The sequence below is a fragment of the Paraglaciecola sp. MB-3u-78 genome (assembly GCF_002835935.1).
Classification (GTDB): domain Bacteria; phylum Pseudomonadota; class Gammaproteobacteria; order Enterobacterales; family Alteromonadaceae; genus Paraglaciecola.
Window position 1 is genome coordinate 243,922 of the sequence record NZ_PJCF01000001.1, and the last position, 13,101, is coordinate 257,022.

The following is a 13,101-nucleotide window of genomic DNA, read 5'->3' on the forward strand; positions in this document are numbered from 1 at the left end:
TCATTTGGGATTTGTATAAATAAAAAAACAGGAGTTAATATTTTGGTAGAAAATGAAAATAAATTAATTGTTCACCATATAGGTGCACGTTCCGGCACTAGAGGATTCCCATCGCTTTGCGCATTCGAAAATGACATCGTAAATGTGTTATATGATGCCGATGTCGATTGTATTGAGCAAATAAAGAATAATGCTCAAAAAACCAACTCTACCAGCTTAGTGTACCCATACTGCATATCGGATAAAAACAAAACCGTAAAATTTAATTTTAATTATGATCCATATACTAACTCCATCTATCCCTTTAATGATGAATACAAAAATCATTACTTATTCTATTCTGACCATGACTACCCGCTTTGCCAAACAATTAAAACGATGGAAACTCGTCAGCTAAACACAAATTATTTAGACGATATATTATGCGATAAAAAGATAAATATTCCACATCCTGATTTTTTATCGATGGATGTACAAGGAGCAGAATACGATATATTAAAAGGAGCAAAGAAAACGTTAAATGATTCGATATTGGGAATTTTGCTTGAAGCCGAGCTACATCCTATATATAAAGATCAGAAAATATTTGGTGATATCGTTAAGCTATTATCAGAATATGGATTTATGTTTATACGATTTGAAGACATTCAGGAAATGTCTTCATATAGAGCACCAATTGGATTACGAGGGAAAGGAATCCAGTTTAGTTCCGACGCTTTGTTTTTAAAAAAACCAGATTTCATACAATCTAGAGACTCACTATCCATAGAAAATAAAAACTTACTTTTAACCAAATTAGCCTTTATTTCGATAGCTTTTAATCAAGTAGAGCATGCTATAGATTGCCTAGAAAAACGTAGTAGTCAGGCTTCATCACAAAAATCCGAACAATCAAAAAATACTTTTGATGATTTTATAAATAAGTTTGAATTAGCCGTTGAGAGCATGCCACCTTATTACCCGAAAACATTTAATGAAAAATATACCTATCAACAAAGTAAAGACAGGTTTTCCTCTAAACCGATTAATATCGAGGAAGAGATAGAACCTATCCCGCAAATTTTGCTTGACTCTTCACCTACCCCTGTCGAAGAAATACTGCTGGAATATGAACTAAGTGAGTGTGCAGATTTGTTAAAGAATATCAGACTCAACCAATCAAAAAAAATCATTCAGAACCAGACAAAAAAACAACCGGAATACATTAAACAACTATTAAGATGGCATCAATTAAAAGCAAAGGGATTTGGCATAGAAGAGTTTTTTGCTGATAAAAATATTAATTCTTTGAGTCTATATGGTGCAGGTGAAGTTGGGCAAATATTAATACAAGATTTAAAACAGAAAATTGATATAAAATATATCCTTGATTGTGACAAAAATATCATAGGTAAATCTTTATTTGGAGTAGATGTTATCGATAGGTCAAGTAAACAGCATCTAGGAGATGCTGTTATCGTAACCGTACTTTATTCAGATGATGAAATAATTAGAAAATATTTACTAAAAGAAGGAATAACAATTCCTGTTTATACCATGCGGGAAATATTAGCTTCGCTCTGGGATATCAGAAAAAAGGTTGACAATAACGACTTACGGTAAGGTGCGCTACCAACTAAAAACACCCTACCGTGACGGCACCACCGGTGACCGGAGCAGTCATGTCATCTTTGAGCCGCTGGATTTTATTGCCCGTTTAGCGGCCTTGGTACCCAAACCCCGCGTAAACCTCACTAGGTTTCATGGCGTATTTCTACGGGGTGGCCCTGCACCAAACAGTCAGCACCGCGTGACAATAACACCAGCCTTACGAAATAAGGCAAAAAAAGCATTGCCGATAGGGAAGGAAAAAACACGGGCACAAAAACACCAATCGATGACCTGAGCGCAAAGACTTAAATGGGTTTTTAACATCGACATTGATACGTGTGAGCAATGCGGTGGTGCGGTTAAGGTTATATCGAGCATCGAAGACCCATTGGAGATCCAAAAGATACTTAGTCACCTGAATACAAAAAATGACGAAGTCGTCGAGCTATTGCCCCCACAAAGTCGAGCACCGCCTCAGATAAGTCTGTTTGAATAAAAGCCGTTCATCATCATAAACAAAACTGGTTTGCACAACAGCGGGAGCCGCTTGTGTTGAATTCTTAATTACGTGGAAACAATTGATTAATAGACGAAAAATAGCCAACTTTCACTCCCTTAAGAATATAAAATAGATGTCAATATGGAAAACACGAGGCATCATGTATTTTGACTTTAGGAAAAATGACGTTTTATCTTACCTATACTCTGCGCAATATGTCACTGAATTGATGAGAGAGTGTTGTCATGAACATGCTTGTTCTATGGTGGTGGTGACGCATAATCCGCAATTGTTTCATTTTGCCGATAACAACTATCGATTAGGTCATGGGTGTCTGGAGTTATTGCCGTGATCTTATTTAATATAGCGTGGCAGCGGTTTATTCAGCAGTGTAAAGCCAGAGAAAATACGCTTTGGTTGATAACCATTTTTTCACTGATGTTCTATTTGCTCATTGCCGCTTTTGCCAGCAGTTCCATTCAACACTACCTGAAAATAAATTTACAACAAATGATGGGGGCCGACACATTAGTCAGTAGCGATGTGTCGATTTCACCGGATGTTGAACAACAACTTCAGCAATATTCCACTAAATTGGTGCGTACTCAGCAATTTAGTCTGACATTAACCACGTGGGCAACAAGATAAAGATTTACCCAAGTATGTGCGGTCAGAATTTGAAGCGTACCTCAAGTGCGGTCGTTTGGAATATGGTTTTTTGCGAGTACGTTGTGAAGATTGTCATCATGAACACCTGGTTGCGTTCAGTTGTAAACGCAGAGGTTTTTAGTCGTGGTCTGCCAGACCAAGCTGTGGTGCGCGGCGAATGGCAGAAAGCGCCGCCTTGCTGGTTGATGATGTGTTGCCCCATGAGCCCATTAGGCAATGGGTATTGAGCTTCCCTTTTCAACTTAGATTTTTGTTTGCCAGCTATCCCCACATCATGGGAAAAGTACTGGGTATCGTGTATCGCACACTTGCCACACATATCACTATAAAAGCAGGCTACAACAAACAGACGGCACAAACTGGTACGGTAACACTGATCCAACGATTTGGCTCAGCGCCCAATTTAAATATCCATTTACATATGCTCTACCTCGATGGTGTATATGCCGAAGATAACTATGGCAAAACACGTTTAGATGAGAAACATCCCTATTTCTCACCCTACGGGCAACCTTTGGTTGTCCTAATTCATTCCCGATGAATTGGTCACCCGATAAAAGCGCCGACAAAAAGTGAACTGAATAGTCTTACTCACCGCCTTAGCCAGCGTGTGGCGGGTTTTCTTGAGCGCGAGGGCTTATTAGTGAGGGATGATGACAATGACTACCTGGCTTTGGATGGGCTGGAAGACGCTCGGATGTTGCAAATTCACGGGTATTCCATTATTTATCGCATCGCTACAGGCAAACAGCAAGGACGAAAGGTCTTTACCTTGCAAACCATTGCTCCTATTGATGAGTAAGGTTCATTACCCACTCAAAAGTGGCCTACAGCAGTTGCAGCCATCCTAATTTGCTAAAACTTAGGCTTCTTACTCCTGAATCACTATGACCACGACTGTCTGCAATTGGGACATGGACGACGGATAGAGGAAGTTGATGTGGTTCAATTCTTTTGCTTTTCGCTTTTAAGTTAGTGTCTAGCCACTATTCACTATCTACTAGCCACTGTTTTTAAAGTTGGCACACAACATGCTTTACAGTAATTAGCAGACGAGTTGTAAAAACACTGTGTCGCTAAAGAAAAAAGGCCGGGGCAAAACCCTTTATAAGGTGTCCCCGACCAACTTGCTCACGTTAGGAGATGGAGCAAATAAGGTTTCTGTCCGACTGGCAGGGTTAGAAGAGCTGAATACTGGCCTCTCAACCAAACTTCTACACTCTCGGTCCTGTTAGTCGGCGTTTTAATTACACTTATTAGATGTAAACCAACGAAGAAAACTGTTTGTACCACAAAGCTTGAAACGCCTTATATCATGGCTTTTATTTAAAGAAGGCCGGGGAAAAGACCCTTGCAGGTACCCCGACTAACTTGCTCACGTTAGGAGTTGGAGCAAACTCAGTACTGACTACGTCTCTATATTCTTCAAATAATACAAACCCAGCCTTATAAATAGCGCCCTCCCTGGCCTATCACAGCAACATTCCTTGGTTACTTTTTAGGGCACAGCCCCAGGCGGCCTCTCATTTCCTACCCTCTTAATACTATAATCTTGATTTTCTATTCACTCATTCACCCGGTAACTGCAAAGCAGCTTGTGAACGCTAATTCATTTGCCCTAACACTGTGATGCTGGATTGTAGAATCAATCTGCCAGCGGGTTAACTCTGCCGCTTCTAAGGCAAAATACGTGTCACAAATACGACATCTTGCCGCTAAAACATTGTCAGAAATATGATTTGAATTTCTGATGGCCGATTAAAAAAAATTGTATTCCGCACCTAAATCCGCCCACTGATTATCCATTATTGGGATAGCTTGCCAGAGTGTAACCATCGCTGCTGATGCTTCAGATTCAGTCAGCACAGATGTATCTGCCCCAAAAACTCCAAATGCACCCTAGCCTTCAGCTCTCTCAACATTCACACTAATAATGTGAGCAGCGTTCGCCGCTACCCAGAATGTGATAAAAAGGCACTATTCAATATGTTCACACCACCAAATTATGATATCGAAGCAACTCGGCTAATTTCGTTCTTCAGTGCGGTGACTTCTTTTTACAATATAACCCAGTCTGAAGACGAATTAATGCCATTTTGCGATTGCACTGCCAACATTCAAATTCGATGTAAACAACTGACGAGTGGCATTTAACGACGACACATTGGTACTAACAAATAACCGCATTTTTTTCTCCTAACCATGCACCGACTTATATTTTTATGATTAATGTCAGTAATATTCTAATGATGTTAAAATTTAAACTGACATGTAAATTGCTTAACTGGCACGCCACATGCTTAATTTGAATTACTAACTGGTACCCTGGTTAGCATTTTTGTTAAATGTTAGAAGCATATAAAACAAATACAAAAAAGTGTGAGCTTATGCTCAAGCTGACAGACAGAATTGATGGCCTAAACCTCAATACCTCACTACCTCCTGGCGTCTATTTTGTCTGTTGGCGATTTAACAAATAAACCTCTCTGAATTTATTAAAAACAAAAAATGTTTAAATATCATCCAAAACATTGATAATTAACAATATTACACCTATCAATCGGTTGCATTCTGCCCCCGTAATTGAACAACAATATTGCACCTATTTATCTATATCTTATCTCTATCCTATCTCTCTAGTTATTACCCTTGTAATAACTGCAATGCGGCTTGCGGACGTTGATTGGCTTGGCCTAATACAGTAACACTGGCTTGTTGAATGATCTGCCAGCGGGTTAATTCTGCCGTTTCGACGGCAAAATCAGTGTCACGTATACGACTTCTTGCCGCCGATACGTTTTCAGAAATATTACTCAGATTTCTGATCGTCGATTGAAAACGGTTTTGTAGTGCACCTAAATCCGCCCGCTGAGCATCAACGATTGAGATAGCCTCTGTTATAGATGCCATGGTTGACGATGCTTGTGATTCAGTGAGTACCGATACATCTGCCAAATTTAATCCAGATGCACCAAATCCACCACTACGTTCAACATTGACACTAATCGTTTGCCCTGCGTTAGCACCCACCAAAAATGCGGATGAAAATGTACCACGCAACACATTCACACCACCAAATTGGGTTGTGGATGCAATACGACTCATTTCATTTTTCAATGCCGTCACTTCTTTTTGCAATGCAACCCTGTCTGAAGACGAGTTGATTCCGTTTTGTGATTGCACCGCTAAAACACGTATTCTTTGTAAAGCAGAGGTTGTTTCGGCGAGTGCACCTTCGATGGTTTGCGACAAAGAAATCCCATCGTTAGCATTTCTAACTGCCTGATCTAAACCAAGAATTTGTGTAGTAAGACGATTGGATATTTGCAAACCTGCGGCATCGTCCTTCGCACTATTGATGCGAAAACCAGATGACAAGCGTTCAAATGCGGTATTTAAATTATTTTGCGATGTAATCAACTGACGAGTTGCATTCAACGACGACACATTCGTGTTAACGAATAAGCTCATTTTAAATCTCCTAACGATTTTTTTGTAAACACCATCCGACTATTATTATTAATTGTCTTGATGGTTGCAGAGCGTTGCTTTTATTTTTATTTAGCTTCTGCAAAGACGCTCGCTTATATTTTTATTAGATGCGTAACGTCTATGTTCATGTATCGTGCTTTGATGAAAAATTCTTTAGGAGAAAAATAAACTACTTTTTTAATTCTATATATTTCAGTTAGTTAGGCAACGAAAAAAGCCGGAAAAATTTCCGGCTGTGGCTCTTTCATTAGGAGAGAGTAAGCGAAACGCTCAACTGCTCGGTTCTTATCAACCCAGTGCACTACCCCTTGGCTTCTAAGCCCTAAACGGAAGAAGGGTCTCGAAACCTAGGCTAATCGAAGGTTAGTCTGAATAAACAGCTAACCCAGCAAAGATTAACCTAGTAAAGATAGAGCCGCTTGTGGACGCTGATTAGCCTGGCTTAATACGGTCAAACTCGCCTGCTGAAGAATCTGGTTACGCGTTAACTCAGCTGTTTCAGATGCAAAATCAGTATCTCTGATCCGACTTCTGGCACCTGCAACATTTTCAGAAATATTTGTCAGGTTACGGATAGTCGATTGGAAACGGTTTTGCAAGGCACCTAAATCGGCACGCACACCACCCACAGCAGATATCGCAGCTGTAACAGTCGTAAGAGCAGTAGAAGCACCATCAACAGTAGAAACATCTGTTGCTGCGATACCTAAACCTGATGAACCGTACCCACTTGTGCGGGATAAGTTCACTGAAATATTCTGACCACCATTAGCGCCTACCAGGAATTTTGCTGAAAAACTTCCTTTTAAAATATCTATGTCGCCAAATTGTGAATCAGCTGCAATACGGCTGACTTCATTTTTTAGTGCGGTGACTTCTTTCTGCAACGCGGTACGGTCAGCAGATGAGTTGATACCATTTTGGGATTGTACTGCAAGGGTACGGATACGCTGCAGTGACGAAGTCACTTCACCTAACGCGCCTTCAGCCGTTTGCACCAATGAAATCGCATCATTAGCGTTACGTGCTGCTTGGTTAAGGCCTTGCACTTGAGTTGTTAATCTGTCAGAAATCTGCAAACCAGCAGAATCGTCAGCCGCACTGTTAATACGGAAGCCTGAAGACAAACGTTCAAAAGATGTACTTAAAGACTGCGCTGAATCGAACAAATTACGCTGTGCGTTCAACGATGAAACATTGGTATTTACGAATAAACCCATGGTTTTTCTCCTACACTCTCAGTCCAGACTATGCTGGCGACCGAATAATTATAATAATTACTCAGCTGGTTAAATAACACTAATAGAGTAACGATTTTGTATTTAAAAAATCATTACTACTGGCTCTCTCGAAAATGGTATCGGCCCATTTGAAATTCCCTTTAACATGAATTTGCCTTTTTTTTAATAAGCGGCAAACGTTTGCCGTCTTTGCATTTAGTTTTCACTTGAGTTTCAATGGGTTAAATTAGATAAAAAAGATTATAAAATGCAATTTAATTGGTTAAAAAAAATTGGTAGCAAAGCTGAACATAATGCATTTGTAGATTTATGTGAGTTTAATCAAACATTACTTTGCTGTTATAGAGAAGCAGAAAATCATATTAGTGCTGAGGGTCGAATCTGCATTCTCACCCTCGATAAAATGGGCAACGTTTGCACTGTCAATCGACTCCAGATGACGAATGTCGATCTTCGTGATCCCAAATTAAGCATTACCCCAGATGGCCAGTTATTACTTATCGCCTATGCGAGGGAGACGGATCAAAACAATCGCACTTTGTCTGCAAGAAATCTATGTTGGGTGTCTCAAACTGGCAATAGCTGGTCATCCCATCGAGAGTTTGCTGATCGAGGATGGTGGTGTTGGCGAGTCAGGTGGCATAAAGATCAAGCTTATGGCTTCGCTTACAACAGAAATCAAAATGCCATTCATTTATACTCTGGCGATCCTAGGCGCAGCTTTCATCGCCACCAGCCCAACGCACTTAGCTTGCAAAAACATAATAAAGGTTACCCTAATGAGAGTGATTTGTTGTTTGATAACGACAAAGCCTATGCAATTGTCAGGAGAGATGCAGATAGCTATTCAGCTCAACTTGGTCACAGTACATTTCCTTATAAAAAATGGGTTTGGATAGATTTAGGACGTTATATTGGTGGCCCAGTCATGTTGCGCCTAGATGATAATTTTGCGTTTGTAGCAGGTAGAATAGTCAAACATGGGCGACTTGTAACAGGGTTACTCAAGATGAATTTATCGAATGGAAATTTACAAGAATTGCTGATTTTGCCCTCAGCTGGCGACAACAGTTATCCGGGCTTAGTTTTGAAAAAAAGAGTATTGGAAAAGGGTACATTGGAAGAAGACACGCTTTACGTCAGTTATTATTCATCACATGAGGACAACAAAAGCTGTGTGTATTTAGCTGAGATCAATCTAAATTCATTGATTAATAATAAAGTATAGATAGGCCTAGATGAAATCAAACAATGAAGTACCTGTTACCCGAGCAAAAGTGGCTTGGGCTGCCTGTAAAGCAGTTTCTTGACGGCTGAGTTCTGACACTGCCACGGCGTAATCTACATCTTCGATATTCGAACGAGCCGATTTGTTAGCAATTTCTAGGTCTAAGTTTGAAGCCAATACAGAATCAGCAACGTTGCCTCGGCCACCAATTTCAGAGATAGCATTGGCCATGCTAGTTAGTGAATTGTCTACACCAACCAGTGCATCTGATAAAGCCTCGTCAAGGCCTCCCTCACTAATATTTGGATTATTTAACGAATTAACGAAGTCGTTGAGTGTTTCAGCTATATTTTTCTTTTCTGGTTTCTCTAACTGAAAGTTAACTGTGTTACCTGTAGTACCAGCAATATTAAACTCTAAACCTTTATACAAAAATGCGCTACCACTTGAAAAGTCAATCGTATCTAAAAGAGCTCCAGACCCTACATTGGTTATTTGCGCTTGGGTCGCCGAAATAATTCTCACTTCAAATTCGTTGTTGGCTGGGTTGACTGCATCATAACTATTTTTATGAAACTTATCGAAGGCACTTTGCACTTTTACCTCTAACGATGCAGATGTTGCCCCTAGAGAGCCAGTGATAGTAGATTTTAATCGAGCTAATACGTCTTCAAATACATCCTGTCCCGAGTTATTAATTTGTAAACTAATGGTATCCGACACCTTAATTTTATTCTCGCCTCCGTCTCCTTCAAAATTATATTTGTTACCTGTTGCACTCGCATTTAAACTGAATGCTGGTGATGCAGACTGAAACCCAGCAAAAATATATTCTCCGGCAGGATTGCGGCTATTCATTAAATCAAAGACTTGATCACGAATTTGGCCCACTTCTATCGCAATCGCTTTTCTGTCTCCAGTACTGATAATGCCATTGCCCGATTGGACCATTAATACTCGAGCACGGTTAATCGCATTATTTACACTGCTTAAAACGGTTTCTTCTTGCTCCAAACTATTGGTCAATAAATTAGTATTCTTTTTATACTGAGCGATTAAATCAATTTCTTCGGTTAACCTTATAACCTGCGCTGCTCCAACAGGATCATCAGACGGACGCAAGAGTTTTTTGCCTGAAGATAGTTGTTGTTGAATATCCGACAAATCCGCTTGGTTATCTAATACAGATTGAATACTACGATCGTAAAGTTGCCCTGTGGAAATACGCATATTTTACCTTTAGTTATCGAACAACGGCTAAGATAGTATCAAACAAGTTTTGCGCAGTACTGAGCAAGCGCGCTGCTGCCGCATAAGATTGTTGATATCTGACCAAATTTGCGGCTTCTTCATCTAAGCTGACCCCCGAGACTGATTGAAACCAATCACTTGACTGAGATTTAAGCGCATCGGCAGCTTGCAATGCTATATCAGCACTGGCGGCTTGTTGTCCAATATCACTCACAATATTAGCATAAGCCTCGTGAAAACTTGCCGGCGATCCAGAGCCACTATTGTTAACTAGCATACTATTTTTATTCTGTAAGTCTGCCATCGTTAATCCATTTCGATTATCGTTCAGTCCGTCTGTGTTATAACCAATTGTGAAAGTATCACCCGCCTTAGGCTCGCCTTGTAACGACAACTCAAAGCCAGGATAATCATCTAATGCACTAAAGGCAGCAGGCCACCCAGCGCTTCCTTCAGCTTGCGCCATTAAATTATTCAAATCGGTGACACTAGACACAGTAGTAATAGTGTTTCCGGCACTGTCTCTGACTTCATATTCATCATTTGCAGTAAAGAAGATCTGTACCGGGGCCCCTACACCACCTGCACCTGTTGGTGAACTACCTGGACCATGTAAACCACCCGCCCCATCAAAGCCAGATGCTTTACTGTCAGTGAAGGTATTGTCTACAAAATTATTTGTCACCTTGATTGAGACAAGTTCGGCGTCACCTAAATTACCAATATCTGTATCGAGCCGAATGGGTGAAGCTAATGCTAAATCCTCAGGGCGAGTCATTATAACCTCAATTTTATCAGCGGTATTTTTAGTCGGTTGGATTAAAAATTGATCACCTGGGGTATAAGTGGCACCACTGGAAAATTCCAACTCTACGCCACCTAGCATTTTAGTAAAGGTACCGGACTGTGCATCTGCTGTAGGATAATTCTGGGTGATGTCATTACCGTTTACATCTTTAATTATGGTGCCATCGGCATTCAGCGCAGTCACGGTTACATCTAACGTTGATGGAGCGCCAGGCGTCACACTATTAATGGTCACTTGATAATCTGCACTGCTGATTTCACCCGCAGCACCGGCGGTAATTCGCCCTGTCACCACACTGGCACCATTAGCATTATCGGGGTATTCAAGTCCCACAAACTCTGGAAGCGAAAATATTTCGCTACCCATTTGCTGATCCAGATCCATACCTTGACGGTTTTGGGTGTTAATCGACTCAGTCAGCGCTAGAGCTATTTGCCCTAACTCTCTGCGACTAATTTCTAATACATCATCTCGATAACGCAACAATCCACCAATTGCTCCTCCTAGCTCATTTTCATCAACATTTAAGACGGTAGGTTTGTCACGACTAGAAAGTTGTAATGACACATAGTTTAAATCCGCGTCGTTTTCTACCTCTAAAACATTAAACGATCCATCTTGCAGAACCAGTGATTCTCCAGATGTTAAGTTAACCATCACTCGCCCGTCATTTCCGGAGCTTTGGCGGACTTCAATAGACACTAAACTGGCTAATTCTAATATAGCACTGTCACGCTGGTTTTTTAATGTTCCAGGTTCATCATTTGGATTACTCGCTTGATTCACCACTATCGCGTCATTCAAATCAGCAATGGTTTGTACCAGTGAATTCACGGTCTTAACATTGGCACTAATTTCTAAATTCAGTTCTTCTTCTTTGTCTCGTAAGAAACCTGACACGGTTCCGATTTGGCCAACCAATGATTTTGCCTCACCAAGAACTAGTTGCCTACCAGCCAAACTTGTAGGGTCATCCGATGCCGTTTGTACAGCGCCAAAAAAACGACTCATACTGGCAGAGATGCTATTCGCTTCGCTGGCAAATACGTTATCTATCACCGCCGTTTTGTTATAAAAATTTTCATGTTCACTTTGCAATGTAGTGTCACGTTGTAATTGATTTTGTGCAAATACATTCAGAACTCGCTCAGTGGTAGACTGTCCGACTCCTCCAGTTAACTGGCTTTGAAAGTTAGTACGTTCGCGCACATAACCTTCGGTATTGACATTAGCAATATTATGACCAGCAGTGTTCAGCAATTGATTACTGGCATTCACCCCACTTTTAGCGATAGAAAATAAATCGGCAGTTCTGATATTATTATTACTGTAAATCATTTCTTCTCGCCCCTATCGCTGAATTTTTCTAGTGAATATTGTTTAAACTGTTCACCTTCAAACACAGCAATAACCTTATTTGCATAATCTGGATCAGTGGCATAACCCGCTTGTTGTAACTCTGAAAAGTAATCTTGTGGTGACTGGCTGTGCTTAACTGCGTCTTCATATCTCGAATTTTGTTTTACAAAACCGACGTAATCTTGCATCGAGTCGGCAAAGGAATCGTACATTCTAAAGGGCGCTTTTTTTGGAGCGGCAACACCTTTCTCAAATTCGATAGTATCGACCATCGCTCGGTCACCCTGCCAACGACGATCAGCTTTAATACCAAATAAATTGTGGGAGTTTTGCCCAGAGGTATTGTGGATCATGTGCTGACCCCAGCCAGTTTCAATAGCGGCTTGCGCCAACAATGCCTTAGGATCAAGACCTAGCTGTTCAGCCGCCTGCTGAGCAGCAGGATAAAGCTGTTCGATAAAAGACTGTGCGTCTTCAAAAGCCGCCGTTTTAAAGGTTTGAAAGGTTTTTGTAGGCTGGTTACCCAAGACTCCTTCTTGGGCTTTTTGGGTACTAACGATGGTATTACGATTAATACTGGAAAGATTACCATCATTACGCAAGGCACCCGCAGGCATATATCCTTCACCCGTTTTACCGAGTTGGCGCACTATGATATCTGCCAGCCCAATACTGCCATTACTGGCTAAGTCACTGGCAATCTGTGTATCGTGCATATCGCGATAAAATTTAACTTGCTCAGAGTTAAATGGGCTATCTTTATCCGCCATCACGTCTTGTGCTTTACGCATCGACTTGAGCATCATTTGTACAAAGATAGCCTCAAATTGTTTGGCGGCTTCATCTAAGGCTTTACTGTCACCACTTTGCGCAGCACGGCGCAACTCATCCAAACCTTTAATATCATTAGCATTTCTAGATAATTCAAGTGGGTTTTGAGTAATAAGTGACTGATCCATAAGAT

The 13,101-nt window shown here is 40.7% G+C and carries 10 protein-coding genes and 2 pseudogenes; 7 read left to right on the forward strand and 5 right to left on the reverse strand.

The window, feature by feature from the left end; translation table 11 throughout:
* Nucleotides 1-42 precede the first annotated feature (42 nt).
* The 6 genes and pseudogenes from CXF95_RS01130 (at nucleotide 43) to CXF95_RS31295 (ending at nucleotide 3,560) form a co-directional block, all read left to right on the forward strand.
* The gene (locus CXF95_RS01130; RefSeq protein WP_157828024.1) at nucleotides 43-1,602 is read left to right on the forward strand and encodes an FkbM family methyltransferase; all 1,560 of its coding nucleotides are present in this window, start codon (nucleotides 43-45) and stop codon (nucleotides 1,600-1,602) included.
* Nucleotides 1,556-2,086: pseudogene (locus CXF95_RS01135) on the forward strand (transposase); the annotation flags it as partial. The gene CXF95_RS01130 and the pseudogene CXF95_RS01135, both read left to right, overlap by 47 nt.
* Nucleotides 2,087-2,222: 136 nt before the next feature.
* Nucleotides 2,223-2,441: a hypothetical protein gene (locus CXF95_RS29390; RefSeq protein WP_157828025.1), complete on the forward strand. Its 219-nt coding sequence runs from the start codon at nucleotides 2,223-2,225 to the stop codon at nucleotides 2,439-2,441.
* Nucleotides 2,438-2,737 (forward strand): hypothetical protein, encoded by a 300-nt coding sequence (locus tag CXF95_RS01140; protein WP_157828026.1) that lies wholly within the window; start codon nucleotides 2,438-2,440, stop codon nucleotides 2,735-2,737. Before CXF95_RS29390 ends, CXF95_RS01140 begins: the two co-directional genes overlap by 4 nt.
* Nucleotides 2,727-3,213: pseudogene (locus CXF95_RS31290) on the forward strand (transposase zinc-binding domain-containing protein); the annotation flags it as partial. The gene CXF95_RS01140 and the pseudogene CXF95_RS31290, both read left to right, overlap by 11 nt.
* A gap of 155 nt (nucleotides 3,214-3,368) precedes the next feature.
* On the forward strand, nucleotides 3,369-3,560 hold the full coding sequence (locus CXF95_RS31295) for a hypothetical protein (RefSeq protein ID WP_101196998.1): 192 nt from the start codon (nucleotides 3,369-3,371) through the stop codon (nucleotides 3,558-3,560).
* Between the two features lie 1,841 nt (nucleotides 3,561-5,401).
* Here CXF95_RS31295 and CXF95_RS01160 read toward each other — a convergent pair.
* Both CXF95_RS01160 and CXF95_RS01165 read right to left on the reverse strand, forming a co-directional pair.
* Entirely contained in the window at nucleotides 5,402-6,229 is an 828-nt protein-coding gene (locus CXF95_RS01160; protein ID WP_101196999.1) for a flagellin, read from the reverse strand.
* 416 nt (nucleotides 6,230-6,645) lie between these two features.
* A complete protein-coding gene (locus CXF95_RS01165; protein WP_101197000.1) occupies nucleotides 6,646-7,470 on the reverse strand; it encodes a flagellin in 825 nt (274 codons plus the stop codon).
* Nucleotides 7,471-7,738: 268 nt separating this feature from the next.
* Here CXF95_RS01165 and CXF95_RS01170 point away from each other — a divergent pair, with 268 nt between their 5' ends.
* Nucleotides 7,739-8,719 (forward strand): hypothetical protein, encoded by a 981-nt coding sequence (locus CXF95_RS01170; protein ID WP_101197001.1) that lies wholly within the window; start codon nucleotides 7,739-7,741, stop codon nucleotides 8,717-8,719.
* A gap of 6 nt (nucleotides 8,720-8,725) precedes the next feature.
* Here the strand turns inward: CXF95_RS01170 and flgL are convergent, their stop codons facing one another.
* Genes flgL through flgJ form a run of 3 tightly spaced genes read right to left on the reverse strand, consistent with a single transcriptional unit; the run spans nucleotide 8,726 to nucleotide 13,096 of the window.
* Complete coding sequence (gene flgL, locus CXF95_RS01175) at nucleotides 8,726-9,949, reverse strand: flagellar hook-associated protein FlgL (RefSeq protein ID WP_101197002.1); 1,224 nt, start codon at nucleotides 9,947-9,949, stop codon at nucleotides 8,726-8,728.
* Nucleotides 9,950-9,962: 13 nt separating this feature from the next.
* The gene (gene flgK, locus CXF95_RS01180; RefSeq protein WP_101197003.1) at nucleotides 9,963-12,116 is read right to left on the reverse strand and encodes a flagellar hook-associated protein FlgK; all 2,154 of its coding nucleotides are present in this window, start codon (nucleotides 12,114-12,116) and stop codon (nucleotides 9,963-9,965) included.
* On the reverse strand, nucleotides 12,113-13,096 hold the full coding sequence (gene flgJ, locus CXF95_RS01185) for a flagellar assembly peptidoglycan hydrolase FlgJ (protein WP_101197004.1): 984 nt from the start codon (nucleotides 13,094-13,096) through the stop codon (nucleotides 12,113-12,115). The genes flgK and flgJ overlap by 4 nt, the downstream gene beginning before the upstream one ends.
* Between the last annotated feature and the right edge of the window lie 5 nt (nucleotides 13,097-13,101).

Bases quoted from the DNA above. Each gene is read 5' to 3' on its own strand.
- CXF95_RS29390 (WP_157828025.1), top strand. From the start codon at position 2,223: ATGTCAATATGGAAAACACGAGGCATCATGTATTTTGACTTTAGGAAA.
- CXF95_RS01160 (WP_101196999.1), bottom strand. From the start codon at position 6,229: ATGAGCTTATTCGTTAACACGAATGTGTCGTCGTTGAATGCAACTCGT.
- CXF95_RS01165 (WP_101197000.1), bottom strand. From the start codon at position 7,470: ATGGGTTTATTCGTAAATACCAATGTTTCATCGTTGAACGCACAGCGT.
- CXF95_RS01170 (WP_101197001.1), top strand. From the start codon at position 7,739: ATGCAATTTAATTGGTTAAAAAAAATTGGTAGCAAAGCTGAACATAAT.
- flgL (WP_101197002.1), bottom strand. From the start codon at position 9,949: ATGCGTATTTCCACAGGGCAACTTTACGATCGTAGTATTCAATCTGTA.
- flgK (WP_101197003.1), bottom strand. From the start codon at position 12,116: ATGATTTACAGTAATAATAATATCAGAACTGCCGATTTATTTTCTATC.
- flgJ (WP_101197004.1), bottom strand. From the start codon at position 13,096: ATGGATCAGTCACTTATTACTCAAAACCCACTTGAATTATCTAGAAAT.